At 73.5% G+C, this 18,402-nt stretch carries 18 protein-coding genes and 1 other RNA gene; 9 read left to right on the top strand and 10 right to left on the bottom strand.

Translation table 11 applies throughout. The features are described 5' to 3' along the window. Positions 1–21 precede the first annotated feature (21 nt). Together efeB and efeU are read left to right on the top strand one after the other, a co-directional pair. Positions 22–1,323, top strand: coding sequence for an iron uptake transporter deferrochelatase/peroxidase subunit (efeB, locus tag AB0D48_RS21255; RefSeq protein WP_362398901.1), 1,302 nt, complete (start codon positions 22–24; stop codon positions 1,321–1,323). Positions 1,324–1,348: 25 nt separating this feature from the next. Beyond that, the gene (efeU, locus tag AB0D48_RS21250) at positions 1,349–2,197 is read left to right on the top strand and encodes an iron uptake transporter permease EfeU (protein WP_362398898.1); all 849 of its coding nucleotides are present in this window, start codon (positions 1,349–1,351) and stop codon (positions 2,195–2,197) included. A gap of 76 nt (positions 2,198–2,273) precedes the next feature. On the opposite strand, the gene AB0D48_RS21245 is transcribed toward efeU, so the two are convergent. From AB0D48_RS21245 to AB0D48_RS21235, 3 genes are all read right to left on the bottom strand, one after another. Continuing rightward, positions 2,274–2,843 carry a GNAT family N-acetyltransferase gene (locus AB0D48_RS21245; protein WP_362398895.1) on the bottom strand — a complete coding sequence of 190 codons (570 nt, stop codon included), beginning with the start codon at positions 2,841–2,843 and terminating at the stop codon, positions 2,274–2,276. Further along, a complete protein-coding gene (locus AB0D48_RS21240; protein WP_362398892.1) occupies positions 2,843–3,703 on the bottom strand; it encodes a PhzF family phenazine biosynthesis isomerase in 861 nt (286 codons plus the stop codon). Before AB0D48_RS21240 ends, AB0D48_RS21245 begins: the two co-directional genes overlap by 1 nt. A gap of 140 nt (positions 3,704–3,843) precedes the next feature. Further along, positions 3,844–4,605, bottom strand: coding sequence for an SDR family oxidoreductase (locus tag AB0D48_RS21235; RefSeq protein WP_362398889.1), 762 nt, complete (start codon positions 4,603–4,605; stop codon positions 3,844–3,846). A 107-nt stretch (positions 4,606–4,712) separates the two neighbouring features. Between AB0D48_RS21235 and AB0D48_RS21230 the strand changes: the two genes are divergently transcribed. Together AB0D48_RS21230 and AB0D48_RS21225 are read left to right on the top strand one after the other, a co-directional pair. After that, positions 4,713–6,014 carry a multidrug effflux MFS transporter gene (locus AB0D48_RS21230; protein ID WP_362398886.1) on the top strand — a complete coding sequence of 434 codons (1,302 nt, stop codon included), beginning with the start codon at positions 4,713–4,715 and terminating at the stop codon, positions 6,012–6,014. 243 nt (positions 6,015–6,257) lie between these two features. After that, a complete protein-coding gene (locus AB0D48_RS21225; RefSeq protein ID WP_362398883.1) occupies positions 6,258–7,265 on the top strand; it encodes a small ribosomal subunit Rsm22 family protein in 1,008 nt (335 codons plus the stop codon). On the opposite strand, the gene ddaH is transcribed toward AB0D48_RS21225, so the two are convergent. After that, entirely contained in the window at positions 7,266–8,147 is an 882-nt protein-coding gene (gene ddaH, locus AB0D48_RS21220; protein ID WP_362398880.1) for a dimethylargininase, read from the bottom strand. Positions 8,148–8,226: 79 nt separating this feature from the next. Between ddaH and AB0D48_RS21215 the strand changes: the two genes are divergently transcribed. Both AB0D48_RS21215 and AB0D48_RS21210 read left to right on the top strand, forming a co-directional pair. Beyond that, a complete protein-coding gene (locus tag AB0D48_RS21215; protein ID WP_362398877.1) occupies positions 8,227–8,838 on the top strand; it encodes a TetR/AcrR family transcriptional regulator in 612 nt (203 codons plus the stop codon). A gap of 170 nt (positions 8,839–9,008) precedes the next feature. Next, the gene (locus AB0D48_RS21210; protein WP_362398874.1) at positions 9,009–9,758 is read left to right on the top strand and encodes a bifunctional DNA primase/polymerase; all 750 of its coding nucleotides are present in this window, start codon (positions 9,009–9,011) and stop codon (positions 9,756–9,758) included. Between the two features lie 524 nt (positions 9,759–10,282). Here AB0D48_RS21210 and yaaA read toward each other — a convergent pair. Further along, complete coding sequence (gene yaaA / locus AB0D48_RS21205; RefSeq protein ID WP_362398871.1) at positions 10,283–11,086, bottom strand: peroxide stress protein YaaA; 804 nt, start codon at positions 11,084–11,086, stop codon at positions 10,283–10,285. Positions 11,087–11,188: 102 nt separating this feature from the next. Here yaaA and AB0D48_RS21200 point away from each other — a divergent pair, with 102 nt between their 5' ends. Further along, positions 11,189–12,631 carry an RNB domain-containing ribonuclease gene (locus AB0D48_RS21200; protein WP_362398868.1) on the top strand — a complete coding sequence of 481 codons (1,443 nt, stop codon included), beginning with the start codon at positions 11,189–11,191 and terminating at the stop codon, positions 12,629–12,631. Positions 12,632–12,746: 115 nt separating this feature from the next. Here the strand turns inward: AB0D48_RS21200 and AB0D48_RS21195 are convergent, their stop codons facing one another. Together AB0D48_RS21195 and AB0D48_RS21190 are read right to left on the bottom strand one after the other, a co-directional pair. Then, entirely contained in the window at positions 12,747–13,577 is an 831-nt protein-coding gene (locus AB0D48_RS21195) for a hypothetical protein (protein WP_362398865.1), read from the bottom strand. Continuing rightward, positions 13,574–14,308 (bottom strand): MerR family transcriptional regulator, encoded by a 735-nt coding sequence (locus AB0D48_RS21190; protein ID WP_362398862.1) that lies wholly within the window; start codon positions 14,306–14,308, stop codon positions 13,574–13,576. Before AB0D48_RS21190 ends, AB0D48_RS21195 begins: the two co-directional genes overlap by 4 nt. 78 nt (positions 14,309–14,386) lie before the next feature. On the opposite strand from AB0D48_RS21190, the gene rnpB reads away from it, so the two are divergent. Beyond that, positions 14,387–14,788: RNase P RNA component class A (gene rnpB, locus AB0D48_RS21185), an RNA gene on the top strand. A gap of 137 nt (positions 14,789–14,925) precedes the next feature. Next, the gene (locus tag AB0D48_RS21180) at positions 14,926–15,270 is read left to right on the top strand and encodes a hypothetical protein (RefSeq protein WP_362398859.1); all 345 of its coding nucleotides are present in this window, start codon (positions 14,926–14,928) and stop codon (positions 15,268–15,270) included. A 69-nt stretch (positions 15,271–15,339) separates the two neighbouring features. Here the strand turns inward: AB0D48_RS21180 and AB0D48_RS21175 are convergent, their stop codons facing one another. Genes AB0D48_RS21175 through AB0D48_RS21165 form a run of 3 tightly spaced genes read right to left on the bottom strand, consistent with a single transcriptional unit; the run spans position 15,340 to position 18,367 of the window. Continuing rightward, a complete protein-coding gene (locus AB0D48_RS21175; protein WP_362398856.1) occupies positions 15,340–16,770 on the bottom strand; it encodes a bifunctional RNase H/acid phosphatase in 1,431 nt (476 codons plus the stop codon). Further along, positions 16,770–17,513: a C4-type zinc ribbon domain-containing protein gene (locus AB0D48_RS21170; protein ID WP_362398954.1), complete on the bottom strand. Its 744-nt coding sequence runs from the start codon at positions 17,511–17,513 to the stop codon at positions 16,770–16,772. Before AB0D48_RS21170 ends, AB0D48_RS21175 begins: the two co-directional genes overlap by 1 nt. Then, positions 17,510–18,367 (bottom strand): Nif3-like dinuclear metal center hexameric protein, encoded by an 858-nt coding sequence (locus AB0D48_RS21165; RefSeq protein ID WP_362398853.1) that lies wholly within the window; start codon positions 18,365–18,367, stop codon positions 17,510–17,512. Before AB0D48_RS21165 ends, AB0D48_RS21170 begins: the two co-directional genes overlap by 4 nt. Between the last annotated feature and the right edge of the window lie 35 nt (positions 18,368–18,402).

Here is an 18,402-nt window from a genome sequence, read left to right as displayed (position 1 = left end):
CGAAGGAGGCGGGAGAACACGATGACCGAGCCTGAATCGGGGTCGGCGGCGCAGCAGCCGCAGCAGCAGCAGGACGGCGGCGGGTCCGCGGCAGTGTCCGCGCCCTCGCGGCGTTCCGTACTGGGCTGGGGCGGGGCCGGGCTCGCGCTCGGCGCGGCCACGGCCGGCGGTGCGGTGGCCGCGTTCGGCAGCGGATCGGACATGGTCTCGGCGGCCGCCGCCGGGGCGGCCGTGCCGTTCCACGGTGAGCATCAGGCCGGTATCGCCAGCGCCGTGCAGGACCGTCTGCACTTCGCGGCCTTCGACGTGAAGACGAAGAGCCGCGAGGAGCTGGTCCAGCTCCTCAAGGAGTGGACCGAGGCGGCCCGCCGCATGACGGCCGGTCAGCCGGTCGGCGAGGGCGGCTTCGGCGGCCTTCCCGAGGCTCCGCCGGACGACACCGGCGAGGCGCTGGGCCTGAAGGCCTCCCGCCTGACCCTGACCATCGGCTTCGGTCCGGGCCTGTTCGCCAAGAACCGGTTCGGTCTGGAGGGCAAGCGCCCCGAGGCGCTGGTCGACCTGGAGCTGTTCCCCGGCGACAACCTGGACGCGGCCCGCTCCGGTGGCGACCTCTGCGTCCAGGCCTGCGCCGACGACCCGCAGGTCGCCGTGCACGCGATCCGCCAGCTGGCCCGCATCGGCTTCGGCAAGACGGTGGTGCGCTGGTCGCAGCTGGGCTTCGGCAAGACCTCGTCGACCACGCCCGAAGAGCAGACCCCGCGCAACATGATGGGCTTCAAGGACGGCACCCGGAACATATCCGGCACCGACAAGGCCGCCCTGGACAAGCACGTATGGGTCGGCGCGGGCGACGGCAGCGAGTGGATGACCGGCGGCTCCTACCTGGTGGCCCGGCGGATCCGGATGAACATCGAGATCTGGGACCGCACCCCCCTGCAGGAGCAGGAGGACATCTTCGGCCGCGACAAGGGCGAGGGCGCCCCGGTCGGCAAGTCCAAGGAGCGCGACGAGCCGTTCCTGAAGGCGATGAAGCCGGAGGCGCACGTGCGCCTCGCGCACCCGGACACCAACAACGGTGCGACGATCCTGCGCCGCGGCTACTCCTTCACGGACGGCACGGACGGTCTGGGCCGCCTCGACGCGGGCCTGTTCTTCCTCGCCTACCAGCGCGACGTCCGCAAGGGCTTCATCCCGATCCAGCGCAACCTGGCGAAGTCCGACGTTCTCAACGAATACATCCAGCACGTGGGTTCGGCGATCTTCGCCGTCCCGCCGGGCGTCCGTGACAAGGACGACTGGTGGGGCCGGACTCTGTTCGCGTAGTCCCCGCCGGAGAGGAACAACCGCCGTGTTCGGCAACTATCTGATCGGCCTGCGCGAGGGGCTGGAGGCCAGCCTGGTCGTCTGCATCCTCGTCGCGTACCTGGTGAAGACCGGGCGCCGGGACGCCCTGCGTCCCGTGTGGATCGGCATCGGGATCGCCTGCGCGCTCTCGCTCACCTTCGGCGCGATGCTCGAGTTCGGCACCCAGGAGCTGACCTTCGAGGCGCAGGAGCTGCTCGGCGGCACCCTCTCCATCATCTCGGTGGGCCTGGTGACGTGGATGGTCTTCTGGATGAAGCGCACCGCGCGGCATCTGAAGGCCGAGCTGCACGGCAAGCTGGACACGGCGCTCGCGATGGGCACCGGCGCGCTGGTCGCCACCGCCTTCCTGGCCGTCGGCCGCGAGGGCCTGGAGACCGCGCTGTTCGTCTGGGCGTCGGTACGGGCCAGCGGCGAGGGCTCTTCGGCGCCGCTGATCGGTGTGCTGCTGGGCATCGCGACGGCGATCGTGCTGGGCTACCTGTTCTACCGGGGCGCCCTCCAGATCAACCTGGCGAAGTTCTTCAAGTGGACCGGCGCCATGCTGGTCGTCGTGGCCGCGGGCGTGCTCGCGTACGGGGTCCACGACCTGCAGGAGGCCCGCTTCCTGGGCGGCCTCGGCGACAAGGCCTTCGACATCAGCGCCACCGTGCCGCCGGACAGCTGGTACGGGACCCTGCTCAAGGGCGTCTTCAACTTCCAGCCGGACCCCACCGTCCTGCAGCTCTCGGTGTGGGCGCTGTACCTGATCCCCGTGCTGGTGCTGTTCTTCGCGGACTCGAAGCGCCCGGCGGGCCCGAAGGCGCGGCCGGCGGACGCCACGCAGGTCAGCTGACCTCGGCTGACAGGTGACCGGGCGACCGGGCGACCGGGTTCAGCCGGCAGGCTGTGGTGAGGGGCTCGCGGGCCCGTCACCACAGCCTGTCGGTGTTTCCGGGGTGCAGGGGGACGCGGACGCCGGTGAAGGCGGCCCGGTCCCGCTCCGGGGTGGCCGTGAAGAAGGCCGCCAGCACCGCCTTGTCGAAGCCCGGCCCGTCGGTGGCCGGCGGCTCCTGGTCCTCGGGAGTGCCGCCGACCAGCACCGTGCCCGGCAGTTGCGCGAAGCCGGCCGCCTCGTAGAACGGCGTCAGCGGCCGGTCGCAGCTGAACAGCGCCAGGTCCACGGCCGGGTCCGCCGCCAGCTCGGCGCGGGCCGCCGCCACCAGCCGGCCGCCGAGCCCGCAGCCGCGCAGCGCGGCCCGCGTCACGACCGCGCTCAGCCCGGCCGCGCGGTACGTCCGCCCCGCGACCTCGATCTCCTTGAACAGCAGCGCCAGCGAGGCGGCCACCGTGCCCTCACCGTCGACGAGCAGCAGGACGCGCGGCGCCAGCGCCGGATCGTGCCCGGGAGAGGACCCCGGCCAGGCCTCGGTCTCCAGGGCCGCGACCTGGCCGCATAGCTCCGCCGGGAGCCCGGCGGCCTCGTGGACCTGCACCTTCATCACGGGATCCGTACGCCCCCGCCACCCACCCGCACCCGCGGTTCCCCGGCACGCAGTTCCACCGTGAGCACCCCGGGCCGGCCCATGTCCGCGCCCTGGTGGAGGGTGAGCACCGCCTCCTCGGGTACCAGCCCGAGCTCGCGCGCGTACGCGCCGAAGGCGGCCGCGGCGGCCCCGGTCGCGGGGTCCTCGACGACGCCGCCGACCGGGAAGGGGTCCCGTACGTGGAACTCCGCCGGGCCCGCGCGGTGCACCAGCTGCACGGTGGTGAGGTCGAGGCGCCGCATCAGGGCCTCCAGCCGGGCGAAGTCGTACGCGAGGTCCGCGAGCCGGGCCCTGGTACCGGCGCCGAGCACCAGGTGGCGGGCTCCGGCGTAGGCGATCCTGGGCGGGAACGCCGGGTCCAGGTCCGCCTCCGGCCAGTCCAGCGCGGCCAGCGCCTCGGCGAGGTCGGCCGCGCCGATCTCCTCGACGTGCGGTGCGACGCTCGTCAGGGTCGCCCGCAGGCGCCCCTCCTCGGCGGTGACGGACACCGGCACGGTCCCGGCACGCGTCGCGAGGACCAGCTCCCCGGGTCCGATCCGCTCGGCCAGCGCCACGGCGGTGGCCACGGTGGCGTGCCCGCAGAAGGGCACCTCCGCCTTCGGGCTGAAGTACCGCACGGTGAACGCCCGCCCGGGCTCGCCGCCGAGCCCCTCGGGCGGGGCGGTCAGGAAGGCCGTCTCGCTGTAGCCCAGCCCGGCGGCGATCTCCAGCATCCGGGCGTCGTCCAGCGCACTCGCGTCGAGCACGACCCCGGCGGGGTTGCCGCCCGCCGGATCGTGGGAGAAAGCCGTGTAGCGCAGCACTTCAGTCGTCATGATTGCCTCAACTCTCGGAGCGGCGCCCGGCATTCCCGGGATCAGCGGCGTCCGGTGGCGCCGGCATCGCCTGCCGCCGAGGTCGTCCCACGCCGTCCCACGCCGTGCCGCCCCGTCCGGCTCCCGGCCGGGGGACCGGCTCAGCCGCGCCCGATGTACGGCATCGCCGTCGCCATCACCGTCGCGAACTGCACGTTCGCCTCCAGCGGGAGTTCGGCCATGTGCAGCACCGTGCGTGCCACGTCGGCGGCGTCCATCACCGGTTCGACGGCCAGCTGCCCGTTGGCCTGGAGGATGCCGGTCTGCATCCGCTCGGTCATCTCGGTCGCCGCGTTGCCGATGTCGATCTGGCCGCAGGCGATCCGGTACGGGCGCCCGTCCAGGGACAGGGACTTGGTCAGGCCGGTCATCGCGTGCTTGGTCGCCGTGTAGGCGACGGAGTTCGGGCGCGGCACGTGCGCCGAGATGGAGCCGTTGTTGATGATGCGGCCGCCGTGCGGGTGCTGGCGCTTCATCTGCCGGAAGGCGGCCTGCGCGCACAGGAAGGCGCCGGTCAGGTTGACGTCGACCACCGAGCGCCAGGCTTCGTAGGTGATGTCCTCCAGCGGGACGCCGCCCGGCCCGAAGGTGCCGGCGTTGTTGAAGAGCAGATCGAGGCGCCCGTACCGCTCGCGCACCCCCTCGAACAGAGCATTCACGTCGTCCGGATCGCTGACGTCCGTCCGTACGCACAGGATGTCGGCGCCTGCCCCGGCGGCTGCGGCCGTCTCCTCCAGGGGCTCGGTCCGGCGGCCCGCCACGGCCACGGCCCAGCCGGCCGCTGCCAGGGTCAGGGCCACGGAACGGCCGATCCCGGAGCCGGCCCCGGTCACCACAGCGATCTTCTCGGCACTTTCGCTCATGGGCCCGCAGGCTACGTCACACGGGGCTGCGGCTCCCGGACGTTCCGATAGCTGAGAACATGGGTCGGTCAGGGGTGCACAAGCACATAAAAGGACTGGAGTTCCGCATGCCGGAGAGAGCCCCCGCGACGGCCCCCTCATCCGAGCCGTCACCCGAATCGCCCTCCGCCCCCACCGCAGCCGCCGCACCCCTGACGGCCGCACGCCGCACCGGGCTGCTCGTCACCTTCGTACTCGGCGGGCTCACCGCTCTGCCCCCGCTGTCCATGGACATGTACCTGCCGGCCCTGCCGCAGGTCACCAGCGTCCTGCACAGCCCGGCCGCGACCGTCCAGCTCACCCTCACGGCCTGCCTCGCCGGCATGGCGCTGGGCCAGCTCGTCATCGGGCCGATGAGCGACAAGTGGGGCCGTCGCCGGCCCCTGCTCATCGGCATGGCCGTGTACGTCCTCGCCACCGCGATATGCGCCCTCGCGCCCACCACCGAGATGCTGATCGGCTTCCGCCTGCTCCAGGGCCTGGCCGGCGCGGCCGCGATCGTCATCGCCCGGGCCGTAGTACGCGACCTGTACGACGGGGTCGAGATGGCCCGCTTCTTCTCGACCCTGATGCTCATATCCGGCTCCGCCCCGATCATCGCCCCGCTGATCGGCGGCCAGGTGCTGCGCTTCGCCGACTGGCGCGGGGTCTTCGTCGTCCTCACCGGGGTCGGCCTCGTGCTCACGCTGACGGTGTGGCGCAGCCTCGACGAGACCCTGCCGCCCGAGCGGCGGCAGACGGGCGGCCTCGGCGCCGCGCTGCGGACCATGCGCGGGCTGCTCGGCGACCGCGTCTTCACCGGCTACACCCTGACCGGCGGCTTCGCCTTCGCGGTGCTGTTCTCGTACATCTCCGCCTCGCCGTTCGTGGTGCAGGAGATCTACGGGGCTTCGCCGCAGGCTTTCGCCCTGCTGTTCGGCGTCAACTCCGTCGGCCTGATCGCCGTCGGCCAGATCAACGGCAAGCTGCTGGTCGGCCGGGTCAGCTTGGACAAGGCCCTGGCCGTCGGGCTCGGAACCATCACGGCGGCGGCGGTGGCGCTGCTGCTGATGTCGACCGGGGTGTTCGGGGAGGTCGGGCTGGTCCCGATCGCCGCCGCGCTGTTCGTGCTGATGTCGGCGATGGGCGTGGTGCTGCCGAACACCAACGCGCAGGCCCTGATGCGGACCCCGCACGCGGCGGGATCGGCCTCCGCCCTCCTCGGCACGTCCTCCTTCCTGGTCGGCGCCGTCGCCTCCCCCCTGGTCGGCATCGCGGGCGAGGACACGGCGGTCCCGATGGCCATGGTCCAGCTGACGTGCGCTTTCCTGTCGGTGACCTGCTTCCTCGTTCTGTGCCGGCCCTGGCAGATCCGCGAGGCGGCGGCCTAGCCGACCGCCGGCCCAGGCCCCTGGCGGGCGAACTGGAGGCCCGCAGGGCAACTCCGGCCCCGCCGGCGTTTGAGACGCGGGGTCTGGGGCGGAGCTCTGGTCCGGGCGCAGCCCGGCTGGCCTGGGCCGGGGCAGCCCCAGCCCCGCCGGCGCTTGAGGCGCGGGGGTCCGGGCCCGAGTGCCGGCAGCCGGGCGCGGACGACCCGCGCGAGGCCGCGCCACCCGACGCCGTAAACTCGGCAGGTGAACGCCTCCGCCCCCACCACCGCCGAGACCCTCCGCAGCACGCTCGGCGGGCTGCTCGACGGCCTCCCGCCCAAGCAGGCCGCGGCCGCCGTCGAGCGGCTCATCGCCAGCTACCGGGGGCAGACCCCGACCGACGCGCCCGTCCTGCGCGACCGCTCCGACGTGGCGGCGTACGCGGCCTACCGGATGCCGGCCACCTTCGAGGCCGTCCGGGCCGCCCTGGACGGCCTCGCAGAGGCGGCGCCCGGCTGGACGCCGGGCTCCCACGTGGACGTGGGCGGCGGTACGGGCGCGGCAACCTGGGCCGTGGACGCCACCTGGGACGGGCCGCGGGAGACCACGGTGCTGGACTGGGCGGAGCCGGCCCTGGCCCTCGGCAAGGAGCTGGCGGCCGCCTCCGGCTCGCAGGCCCTGCGCGCAGCGGCCTGGCGGCGGGCCGTCATCGGCTCCGGCCTGGCCCTTCCCGACGCCGACCTGGTGACGGTCTCGTACGTGCTGGGCGAGCTGACCCCGCAGGCACGGACGGCCGTCGTCGCCGAGGCGGCACGGGCCGGCCAGGCCGTCGTGCTGATCGAGCCGGGCACGCCGGAGGGCTACCTCCGCATCCGCGAGGCCCGCGACCAGCTGATCGCGGCCGGGCTGCGGGTCGCCGCCCCCTGCCCGCACGACGGGACCTGCCCGATCGAGGTCGGCCAGGACTGGTGCCACTTCTCGGCGCGGGTCAGCCGGTCCTCGCTGCACCGGCAGGTCAAGGGCGGCTCCCTCCCGTACGAGGACGAGAAGTTCAGCTACGTCGCCGCGACCCGCTTCCCGGCCGAGCGCGCCGCCTTCCGGATCACGCGGAGGCCGCAGATCCGGAAGGGGCTCGTCCTGCTGGAGCTGTGCGGCCCTGAGAGCGGTGACTCGTCAGGCCTGACCCGGGTCAACGTGACCAAGCGCCACGGCGATCTCTACAAGGCGGCGCGGGACGCCGACTGGGGCCAGGAGTGGCCGCCGTCCGCATAGTTACGGCCGCAGCTCCTGGGTGCAGCACTTCACGCTGCCACCACCCTTGAGCAGCTCCCCCAGGTCCATCGGGACCGGTTCGAACCCCCGGTCCCGCAGGGGCGCCAGCAGCCCGGTCGCCGCCTGTGGGAGCAGGACGTGCCGGCCGTCCGAGACCGCGTTGAGGCCGAGGGCGGCCGCGTCCGGGCCGTCGGCGAGCAGCGCGTCGGGGAAGAGGCGTTTGAGCACGGCCTGGCTGCCCGGCGAGAACGCGGGCGGGTAGTACATGACCTCGTCGCCGTCGAGGACGCACAGGGCCGTGTCCAGGTGGTAGTAGCGCGGGTCCACCAGGTCGAGGCCGATGACGGGGCGGCCGAAGAACTCCTGGGCCTCGTCGTGCGAGAGCGGGCTGGAGCGGAAGCCCCGCCCGGCCAGGATGTAGGTGGCGGTGACGGCGAAGTCGCCCTCGCCCTCGTTGACGTGGGACGGCTCGTGGACGTCCCGGTAGCCGTGGCTGCGGAACCAGTCCAGGTGGATCTCGGCCTCGGCGGCCCGTTCCGGGTGGGCGAAGCGGGCGCCGAGCACCCGGCCGTCGACGACGAGGGCGCCGTTCGCCGCGAAGACCATGTCGGGCAGCGCGGGGTCCGGTACGAGGGTTTCGACGGTGTGTCCGAGGGCGCGGTAGCGGTCCCTCAGGTCTTCCCATTGGGCGTGTGCGAGGGGCAGGTCCACCGGTTTCGTGGGGTCCATCCACGGATTGATGGAGTACGTGACCTTGAAGTGTGCGGGTGGGCACATCAGGTAGCGCCGGGGTGTGGCGTCTCTGCGCAAAGAAGGCTCCTCACGACTTGCACTCGACTTACACGACTCGGGACGAGTGTGGAGAGAATCGTCTCTCCTCAAGCGGGACAACGCAGTGAACTGATTGGGTGGTTTACCGGGCAAGAGGAAGACGAGACGTCTCGGTTGATACTTTCAGGACATGACCAAGACCCCTGACGCCAGCCGCCGCAGCGACCGCTCCCGGCGGGCCATCCTCGACGCGGCGCTCGCCCTGGTCGGGGAGGTCGGCTACAACAAGCTGACCATCGAGGCCATCGCGGGCCGCGCCGGGGTCGGCAAGCAGACCATCTACCGCTGGTGGCCGTCGAAGGCCGCCGTGCTGCTGGACGCCTCCCTGGCGCTCGCGGGGGACGCCGGGACGGCGGCCGAGTGGGCCGGCTTCCCGGACACCGGGGACCTCGCGGCCGACCTGAAGCACGTGCTGCGGGCGACGGTGGACGAGCTGCTCGACGAGAAGTACGAGGCCCCCGCGCGCGCCCTGACCGCGGCCGGGGCGACCGACCCCGAGCTCGGCGCCCGCTTCACCGAGCAGCTGCTGGAGCCACAGCTCGCCCTGTACGAGGCGCGGTTGCGCACGGCCCGGGAGGCCGGGCAGCTCGCGCCGGAGACGGATCTGCGGCTGACGGTGGAGATGCTGCTGGGTCCGCTGACGTACCGCTGGCTGCTGCGGACGGCGCCGCTGACGCACGCCTACACCGACGCCCTGGTGGACCGGGTGCTGGGCGGGGTGTCAAACGTCACCGGCCGTTAACCGGCGGGCAACCGACGGACAAGCGGGAACATATGCCCGAATTTTATGCTTATGTAGGGGCCTCCTGTTACCCATCCCCAACCCCCCGGCCACCGAGACCGGTCACCTGGGGCGCAGGATGGTGGGACCATTTGAAGGTCCGCCGGGGATACGGTGAGGTGAGGGGATAGATGGGGTCTGAGTCCGGCCGCGTCCAACGCGGCGAGCAGAGCAGGATTTCCCAGTGGCTGCGCCGGCGGCCGAAACCCGTCGCCGAGGATCCCGGACGAGAGCGCGAGGCGCTGCTCCTGGCCGTCGCCGCGGCCGGTCTGCCGCTCGCCCCCGCCGCCCACCCCGCCGGTTACCGTTGTTCCTGCGACCGGATCGGCTGTCCGACGCCCGCACGGCACCCCCTCTCCTTCGCCTGGCAGACCCAGTCGACCACCGACCGCGCGCAGGTCGAGCGGTGGGCGCGCAACCAGCCCCAGGCCAACTTCATCACCGCGACCGGCATGGTCCACGACGTGCTCGACGTCCCGCTGGAAGCCGGCACCGCCGCACTCGCCCGCCTGCTGGAGGCGGGCATCGAGGTCGGCCCGGTCGCCGAGTCGGGCGGCACGGGCGAGCAGGCCCGGATGCTCTTCTTCACCGCCACCCGCGGGACCCCCGAGGACGAGGACGAGTGGTGGCCCTGCGAACTGGACTGCCACCCCGAGACCATGGACGAACACCCGGGCCTGCGGTGGCACTGCCGCGGCAGCTACGTCCTGGTCCCCCCGGCGGCCCTCCCCGGTGACCAGTCGGTCACCTGGCTGCGCGGCATGGAACACCCCCTCCCGGACCCCCTCACCCTCCTGGAAACCCTGACGGACGCCTGCGCCACGTACGCGGGCACCGCCTCCCAGACCCCGGCGGCGGTGGCCTGGCCCCTGGGCCGCTAGGTCGTGTCGTCAAGGTCCCGTCTGGCCGGCGGGGCCTGGCGGGCCCGCTCGCCGCGTTGTCGTCGGTCATCGACTTCCCCAGCTACCGCTGGGAGGTGCCCCCACCGCGTCGATTCGCTCCTCCGCCTTGCGACGCGCGCACCAGGCCCCGGACCCGGACCTTGGCCGAGCTGCGCTCGCGCGTACGGCCCGGCGGGCGCGGCGCCGCTGCGCAAGCGCCCCCGGGCTTCGCCCGGATCCCTGGGGCTCCGCCCCGGACCCCGCGCCTCGAACGTCGGCGAGCCTGGATGTGGCCGATGCCGTCCGCTCGGCGAGCCTGACATCGCGCTGCGCGCAGTCGGGCCCGCTGGGCCACACGCACGAGCGCAGCTCAGCCGAGAGCCATCCCTGTCGGGCACCCTTCAGCAGCGGGGCCGCACTCCTCAGCCCCGCCGGCGATTGAGGCGCGGGCGGACCCACAGTCTTTCGCCCCCGCCGGCGAATGAGGCACGGGCGGAGCCACGGCAGTCAGCGGCACCGGTGGGTCAGTGGTGGATCTGGGTGACGACCACGTCGAGGGACCACGGCTTCGCGGGCTTCGCAGGGGCTTCGGCCTCGACGGCGTAGCCCAGGTCCCGCAGGGCCGTGACCAGCTCGGCCGGCGACTCCGGGGCGGAGCCCGAGACCAGCAGGTCCCGGACCAGACGGCCCTTGGTCGCCTTGTTGAAGTGGCTCACCACGGACCGCTTCTCCACCCCGTCCACCACCTGCGAGTGCAGCACCCGCACGGTCGCCGTCCGCCCCGCCGTCTCCCCCTTCGGCTTCCACGCCGACGCGTACGCCGCCGACCGCAGGTCCAGCACCAGCCCGTCCCCGGCGACAGCCGGCAGCGCCTCCGCCATCGGCCCCCGCCAGTACGCACCCAGCGCCCCGCACCCCGGCAGCTTCACGCCCATCGAGCAGCGGTACGACGGGATCCGGTCGGTGATCCGCACCGCGCCCCACAGCCCCGAGAAGACGAGCAGCGCGTCCTGCGCCAGCCGGCGCGCGCCCGGCGTCAGATCGGCCAGCCCCAGGGCGTCGTACAGCACACCGGTGTAGATCTCCCCCGCAGGCCGGGCCGCCGCCGACCGCAGCTCCACGTTCTTCGCGACCTCGCCCCGCAGCCCTTCGCTCAGGCCCAGCACCTCGCGCGCCTTGAGTTCGTCGGCGGCGCACAGCTCGACCAGCTCGTCCAGGACGGCCGCACGGGCCGGGGCCAGACCCGGCAGCGACAGCGCCTCCGGCATCAGCGGTGCGCCGGAGCCGCCGGCGGCCTTTCCTTCGGACGGCGGCAGCAGCACGAGCACGGTGGTTCTCCTTCAGTACGACACGGCGCAGGGGATGCGGCCCCGCAGCCAGGGTAGACGGCTCGCCATGCCGTCCGGGCCCAGCGCCCATAGGCTCGATCCATGCCACGCCGTCATATGCACATGACCGGCGCAGACGGGACTGCCCTGCGGGCGGCGCTGCGTGAACTGCGGACGAAGCTGGACGTGCCGGAGGAGTTCCCGGCCGAGGTGCTCGCCGAGGCCGGGCGGGCGGCCCGGGAACCGCGCCTGCCCGAGGCCGACGCCACCGACATCCCCTTCTTCACGATCGACCCCCCGGCCTCCGTCGACCTCGACCAGGCCATGCACCTGGCGAAACGGCCCGCCGGCGGCTTCCGGGTCCACTACGCCATCGCCGACGTCGCCGCCTTCGTCACCCCGGGCGGCCCGCTGGACGCCGAGGCCCACCGCCGCGTCACCACCCTCTACTTCCCCGACGTGAAGGTCCCGCTGCACCCGGCCGTGCTCTCGGAGGGCGCTGCCAGCCTGCTGCCCGACCAGACCCGCCCCGCACTGCTGTGGCGCCTCGACCTCGACGCCGAGGGCCGCGTGGAGACCACCGACGTTTACCGCGCCCTCGTACGCAGCCGGGCCAGGCTGGACTACGACGGCGTCCAGAAGGCCATCGACACCGGCACGGCGGAGGAGCCCCTCGCCCTCCTCAAGGACGTCGGCCTGCTCCGCGAGGCCCTCGAAGTGGAGCGCGGCGGCATCTCACTGAACGTACCCGAGCAGGAGATCGTCGCGGACGGGGGCTCGTACACCCTGGCCTACCGCGCCCCGCTCCCCGCGGACGGCTGGAACGCCCAGATCTCCCTCATGACCGGCATCGCCGCCGCCGATCTGATGCTGGCCGCCGGTACCGGCATCCTGCGCACCCTGCCCACCGCACCCGACGGCGCCGTCGGCAGGCTCCGGCGGGCGGCGAAGGCCCTGCGGATCGACTGGCCGCACCACGTCCCGTACGCCGAACTCGTGCGCTCGCTCGACCCGCACCGCCCCGACCACGCGGCCTTCCTCCAGGAGTGCACGGCCCTGCTGCGCGGCGCCGGCTACACGGTCTTCACCGGCGGCGAGAGCCCGGACCCGGCGCTCCACGCTGCGGTCGCGGCCCCGTACGCCCACTGCACGGCGCCGCTGCGCCGGCTGGTCGACCGGTACGCGGGCGAGCTGTGCGTGGCGGCGGTGGCCGGAGCCGAGCCGCCCCGGTGGGCGGTGGCGGCCCTGGACGCGCTCCCCAAGGAGATGGCGGACGGCACCCGGTTCGCCAACACGGCCGAGCGGGAGTGCGTGGACCTGGTCGAGGCCGCCCTGCTCAAGGACCGCGTCGGGGAGGTGTTCGAGGCGACGGTGATCGACGTCGACGACCGGGAGCCCCTGGTGGGCACCGTCCATCTGACGGACCCGGCGGTGGTCGGCCGTGTCGTGTCCCCCTCGCGGAATCTGCCGCTCGGTGAGCGCCTGCGGGTCCGCCTGGCGGAGGCGGACCCGGGCACGGCAAAGGTCCTGTTCGCCCCGGCCTGACCCGCCCCGGCCCGGCCCGCCCCGACCCGGCCCGTCCTGCGAGGCCTGATCACGCGGGCCGGCTGACCTACGGCTCCTGACCTGCTCCGGCCTACGGGTCCTGACCTGCGCGGGCCTATGACGCAGGCTGCCTGAGGGCGGTGACCATCGCGCGCGGGTCGTCCGCGTGGAACCGGATGGTCCGTGCCTCTCCCCGGCCGCCGAGCGGGCGGGTGAACGGGAGCGGGCGACTCAGCTCCACGGTCACCGAGGTCTGACTGCCCACGATCAGGTCGAGCACCCCGTCCTCGGACACCGTGACGAGCCGCCCCTCGGGGTAGCGCCGGTCGACCCGCACCGAGGCCACGGCGTCTGCCGGGACGGACAGGTCGAAGAGGGCCCCGTAGCGGATCAGCAGCGAGCCGTCCGGCCGGACCACGTGCGGCCGGGTGACGCAGGCGGCGTGCAGGGCCAGCACGATCAGGACCCCGTACACGTCGAGGACGAGGACCACCCGGTGGACGGCGGGCCAGGGGATGAGGAGGGCCAGGCAGACCGTCTCGACCACCGACACGAAGACCATCCCGTACATCATGGCCGTCTGCGGTCCCGTGTACCCGGCGGCGAGGTCCCCGGCCCGGACCCCGTGCTTGCGGCGCAGCACCCACCGGCCGAGCGCGGCGGTGGCCCGCAACTCGTGTCGCAGCAGCCGCCGCACCTGCACGGGGACCACGGCGTGTACGGCCGCCCACCAGGCCGCTCGGGGCCCGGCGCCGCCCGCGCGCGCGGCGGCGTACAACGAGCGCAGCACCCAGGCCTCCAGCAGCAGCACGGCGAGCACCAGCGCCTCGGCGGCCGCCAGGGCCGACCCGGGGATCCGTACCCCGGCTGCCAGGCAGACCACCAGCGCCAGCTCTCCTGGTACGACGGCGACCGCCGCTGCCCTCGCGGCCCGTTTCCCGCTCACCCACGTCCCCTCTCCACGAACGCTTCCATCACCCGTCGTACGACTTCCGCCTGTGCGGGGGCGTACTCGGCGAGCAGCGCCTCCTTGAAACCGGCCACGACCGCCCCTCCGGCGGGGATCGCGGCGAACACCTCGTCGGGGACGGCCGCGACCAGCTCCGCGGCCAGGGCCGGGATCCGCGGGTCGTCCACGGCGGCGTCGGCGAGGGCGTCCAGCCGCTCGTACAGGGCGAGCACCGCGGGATCGGTGGCCAGCGGCCCGAGTGCGGCGTAGAGCTCCTCGCCGCCGGAACCCGAGGCGTCGAGCAGCGTCAGGTGCTCGCGGTCCTTCGCCGCGGCCGGCGAGTCCGTCGGCGGCGTCTGCGCCAGCAGCGCGGCGAGCGCGGGCGAGAGCGGCTCGCCCTCCCCGGGCGCCGCGGCCAGCAGCGCCGCGAGCCGCCGCCGGCGCTCGCCGATCTCGGCCTCCTGACGGGCCAGGTCGGCGTCGAGCTCTTCGAGTACGTCGGCCAGTTCGCGCCCGGCATCGTCCGCGAGGACGTCCCGCACCTCGTCGAGGCTCAGCCCGAGCTCGGTGAGCCTGCGTACGCGGGCCAGCAGTACGGCGTCGCGGACGCTGTAGGCCCGATAGCCGTTGGGTCGCCGCTCCGGCTCCGGGAGCAGCCCGACATGGTGGTAGTGCCGGATCGCCCGGGTGGTGACCCCGACCAACGCGGCGATCTCTCCGATCCGCATGCCCTCCAGTAGAAACCCTGCCGCTGCGTCAAGGTCAAGCCGCGACGGCACAGCCGGTAACATGGTCGCCACGGCAGACGAGTCGGCCGGGCGGCCGCGTCGGGATCTCCGGATCCCGCCGAGGAACGTCCGGGCTCCACAGGGCAGGGTGGTGGGTAACGCCCACCCGGGGTGACCCGCGGGACAGTGCCACAGAAAACAGACCGCCGGGGACTTCGGTCCTCGGTAAGGGTGAAACGGTGGTGTAAGAGACCACCAGCGCCTGAGGTGACTCAGACGGCTAGGTAAACCCCACCCGGAGCAAGGTCAAGAGGATCCGTCTCCGGACGGGTCTGCGCGGACGCTTGAGGGCTGCTCGCCCGAGTTCGCGGGTAGACCGCACGAGGCCGGCGGCAACGCCGGTCCTAGATGGATGGCCGTCTCCCCGGCGACCGCGAGGTCACCGGGTGACAGAACCCGGCGTACAGGCCGGCTCGTCTGCCACACAACGTCTGACCTGGGGGTTTCCCCGGATCGGACGTTCCTTTTTTCGTGACCGCACACGCGCGGCCGCCCGGATCCCGGCAGCTGACGCAAACGCCCCTCGGAGGGGCACCAGATGCGGCACGCTCGTCTTCATGACCGATCACCCTGCCCACGCGGCGGCCGCCGCCGCGCTCATACGCGAACTCGCCGAAGCGACCAAAGACCCCCGCGACGCCTACGGAAGCCCGGCCGAAATCGCTTCCGTGGCCCAGAGCCTGCGCGACCTCGCCGGCCACCTCGAAGACGCACTGCGCCACATGGAGCGGCACATCGACCGGCAGGGAGACGGCTGGGCCACCACGAACGGCCAGCAGCCCCGCCGGTACGCGCGGCAGGCGAACAGCCAGATCCTCTCCGCCCGGGCCGCGGCCCACACGATGGCTCGTGCTCTGGGCGAGTCCGTGGAAGCCCTCATCCACCTCAAGCCCGCACCCTGACGCCGGCCGGGTGGGAATGACGCCCCCGCCGCCGGACTGCCGGTGGCGGGGGCCTCTTCGCGTGAGCGGCTAGCGCAGGTGGGACGTGTCGTTCAGCAGCCGGACCGAGGCGTTGCCGTCGGCGTAGTAGGCCACCGCCGACAGGGAGGCGGCCGCGAGCTCCATGCGGAACAGGGATTCCGGAGGGGCGCCCAGGGCGAGGCGGACCAGGATCTTGACCGGGGTCACGTGGGTGACCAGCAGTACCGTACGGCCCGCGTGCGCGGCGAGCAGCCGGTCACGGGTCGCCGAGATCCGGCGGGTGGCGGCCATGAAGCTCTCGCCGCCGCCCGTGGGGGCCGCCTTCGGGGAGTCCAGCCACGCCTGGAGGTCGTCGGGGAACCGCTCGCGCACCTCGGCGAAGGTCAGGCCCTCCCAGGCGCCGAAGTCCACCTCGCGCAGGCCCTCTTCGACGGTCACGTCGAGGCCGAGGCGGTCGGCGACGGCCTGCGCGGTCTCGCGGCAGCGGCGCAGGGGGGAGCTGATGACCGTCTGCACGGTGCCGCGTGCGGCGAGCGCCTCGGCCACGGCCGAGGCCTGGCGCCGCCCGGCCGGTGACAGCTCGGGGTCGGTGCCGCCGCTCCCGGAGAAGCGCTTCTGCGGGGTGAGGGCGGTCTCGCCGTGGCGCAGCAGCACGAAGGTGGCGGGGGTGCCCATGTCGGGCCCCCAGCCCGGGCCGGCCGCCGGGGCGGTTGCCGTGGCGTTCGTGCCGCCGTGGGTGCCGGAGGCGACGGTACCGGCCGAGCTCGCGTCGGCCGCGGGGGCCGGGACGCGCCCCGCGGCGGCGGGGGCCCGGCCGGGCGCGAGGGTCACGGTTTCGCCGAACAGGGTGTCGGCGCCGCCCGCTTCGGCGGAGCCGGCGCGCGTGGCCGCGGCCTGGGCCACCCCGCCGCCCGTACCACCGCCGGAGGCGAGGGCCGCGCGTACGGCCGCCGCACCCGCCGCGGCGTCTCCGGGCGGGCCGGAGGGCGGGGGCGTGGCCAGGGACCGCGCCGCCGACGTGTCCAGGGCGGCCGTCGAGGCGGACGGCTCCCACTGCTTGCCGCGCTTGCCCGCGTCCATGGCTTCGTTGGCGAGCCGGTCCGCGTGCTTGTTCCGCTCCCGCGGGATCCACTCGTACTTCACCTGGGAGCGGGGCAGGATCGTCGCCGCTTCCGCCGCGAGCGGCTTCATGTCCGGGTGCTTGATCTTCCAGCGGCCGGACATCTGCTCGACGACCAGCTTGGAGTCCATCCGGACCAGGACCTGCGCGTCCGACGCCAGTTCCCGCGCCGCCCTGAGCCCGGCGATCAGGCCCTTGTACTCCGCCACGTTGTTCGTCGCGACGCCGATGTACTCCGCGCGCTCGGCCAGCGTCTCGCCCGTCACCGGGTCGAGGACGACAGCGCCGTAGCCGGCGGGCCCCGGGTTGCCCCGGGAGCCGCCGTCCGCCTCCACGACGAACCGGACAAGCCCCGGCATCAGATGCCCGAGTCGGCCGTACGGACCAGGATGCGGCCGCAGTTCTCGTGGCGCACGACCTGGTCGCGGGCCGCGGCCTTGATCTCGTTGACCTCGGCCATGTCGAGCTCCAGGCGGCAGCCCTCGCAGCGGCGCTGGTACAGGCGCGCGGCGCCGACCCCACCCTGCTTGACGCGGATCTTCTCGTACAGCGCCATCAGGTCGGCCGGCATGGACGCGACGATGACCTCGCGGTCCTTGGCGATCTTGGCGGCCTCGGCGTCGAGTTCTCCGGCGGCGGCGTCACGGCGTGCGATGGCGTCCGCCAGCTTGGTCTCCAGGCCGGAGACGCGGTCGGTGAGCTCGGTGACCCGCTCCTGCGCGGCCTCCAGGCGCTCCATGACCTCCAGGACCACGTCCTCCAGGTCGCCCTGCCGCTTGGCCAGGGAGACGACCTCGCTCTGCAGGTTCGCCAGGTCCCGGGCCGAGATGCCCACGCCGGAGTCCAGGCGCTGCTGGTCGCGGGCCGCGCGCTGGCGCACCTGGTCCACGTCCTGCTCGGCCTTGGTCTGCTCGCGGGCGGCGTCGCTGGCCTGCGTCTGGGCGGCGACGAGCAGGTCGCGCTGCTGGGTGAGGTCCTTGGTCAGCGAGTCGGCCTCGGCGTGCTCGGGCAGCGACTTGCGCTTGTGGGTGAGCTGAGACAGCCGGACGTCCAGGGCCTGGACGTCGAGAAGTCGGATCTGGTCGGCGGGCTCGGCGTTCAGTTGGGGGCTCCAGAGATAGAGGTGGGTGTGACGGACGGCGCGTGCGCCGTCCACGGGTCGGTGACCGTGCGCGAGACATGGGTACGCAGGCCCCAGCCATGGCGCTCGGAGATCGCGTCGAGCTGCGCGGCGGCCTGCTCGCACCAGGGCCACTCGGTGGCCCAGTGGGCGGCGTCGACGAGGGCGAGCGGGCTCTGCTCGCGGGCCTCGGACACCGGGTGGTGGCGCAGGTCGGCGGTCAGGAAGACGTCCACGCCCGCGGCCCTGGCCTGCTCGAAGAGGCTGTCGCCGGAGCCGCCGCTGACGGCGACGCGGCGGATCGGCGCGTCCGGGTCGCCGGCGACACGGATGCCCTGGGCGGTCGCCGGCAGCCGGGCCGCGGCGCGGGCGGCGAACTCGCGCAGGGTCTGGGGCTGGTCCAGTTCGCAGATCCGGCCCAGGCCCCGGCGGCCCGTGGGATCGGTGGCGTCGGGCACCAGCGGGCCGGTGATCCGCAGGTCCAGGGCTCCCGCGAGGGCGTCGGAGACACCGGGGTCGGCGGTGTCGGCGTTGGTGTGGGCGACGTGCAGCGCGATGTCGTTCTTGATCAGCGTGTGCACGACGCGGCCCTTGAAGGTGCCGGCCTCGACGGTCGTGGTGCCGCGCAGGTAGAGGGGGTGGTGGGTGACGATCAGGTCGGCGCCCAGCTTCACCGCCTCGTCGGCGATCTCCTGTACGGGGTCCACGGCGAAGAGCACCCGGGAGACCTCGGCTTCGGGGTCGCCGCAGACGGTGCCGACGGCATCCCACTGCTCGGCCCGCGAGGGGGGCCAGAGAGCGTCCAGCGCGGCGATGACTTCAGAGAGACGGGGCACGGGCCAAGGCTACCGTCCGTGGCGCCCGCCCCATG

The organism is Streptomyces sp. NPDC048269, from assembly GCF_040652395.1.
Taxonomy (GTDB): Bacteria; Actinomycetota; Actinomycetes; order Streptomycetales; family Streptomycetaceae; genus Streptomyces.
The sequence above is the reverse complement of the archived record's forward strand: the minus strand, read 5'-3'. Positions and strand labels throughout refer to the sequence as shown.

Bases quoted from the DNA above. Each gene is read 5' to 3' on its own strand.
- AB0D48_RS21200 (WP_362398868.1), top strand. From the start codon at position 11,189: ATGCCACGCCGTCATATGCACATGACCGGCGCAGACGGGACTGCCCTG.
- AB0D48_RS21240 (WP_362398892.1), bottom strand. From the start codon at position 3,703: ATGACGACTGAAGTGCTGCGCTACACGGCTTTCTCCCACGATCCGGCG.
- efeB (WP_362398901.1), top strand. From the start codon at position 22: ATGACCGAGCCTGAATCGGGGTCGGCGGCGCAGCAGCCGCAGCAGCAG.
- AB0D48_RS21245 (WP_362398895.1), bottom strand. From the start codon at position 2,843: ATGAAGGTGCAGGTCCACGAGGCCGCCGGGCTCCCGGCGGAGCTATGC.
- AB0D48_RS21210 (WP_362398874.1), top strand. From the start codon at position 9,009: ATGGGGTCTGAGTCCGGCCGCGTCCAACGCGGCGAGCAGAGCAGGATT.
- AB0D48_RS21175 (WP_362398856.1), bottom strand. From the start codon at position 16,770: ATGCCGGGGCTTGTCCGGTTCGTCGTGGAGGCGGACGGCGGCTCCCGG.
- AB0D48_RS21235 (WP_362398889.1), bottom strand. From the start codon at position 4,605: ATGAGCGAAAGTGCCGAGAAGATCGCTGTGGTGACCGGGGCCGGCTCC.
- AB0D48_RS21230 (WP_362398886.1), top strand. From the start codon at position 4,713: ATGCCGGAGAGAGCCCCCGCGACGGCCCCCTCATCCGAGCCGTCACCC.
- AB0D48_RS21180 (WP_362398859.1), top strand. From the start codon at position 14,926: ATGACCGATCACCCTGCCCACGCGGCGGCCGCCGCCGCGCTCATACGC.
- AB0D48_RS21215 (WP_362398877.1), top strand. From the start codon at position 8,227: ATGACCAAGACCCCTGACGCCAGCCGCCGCAGCGACCGCTCCCGGCGG.
- AB0D48_RS21190 (WP_362398862.1), bottom strand. From the start codon at position 14,308: ATGCGGATCGGAGAGATCGCCGCGTTGGTCGGGGTCACCACCCGGGCG.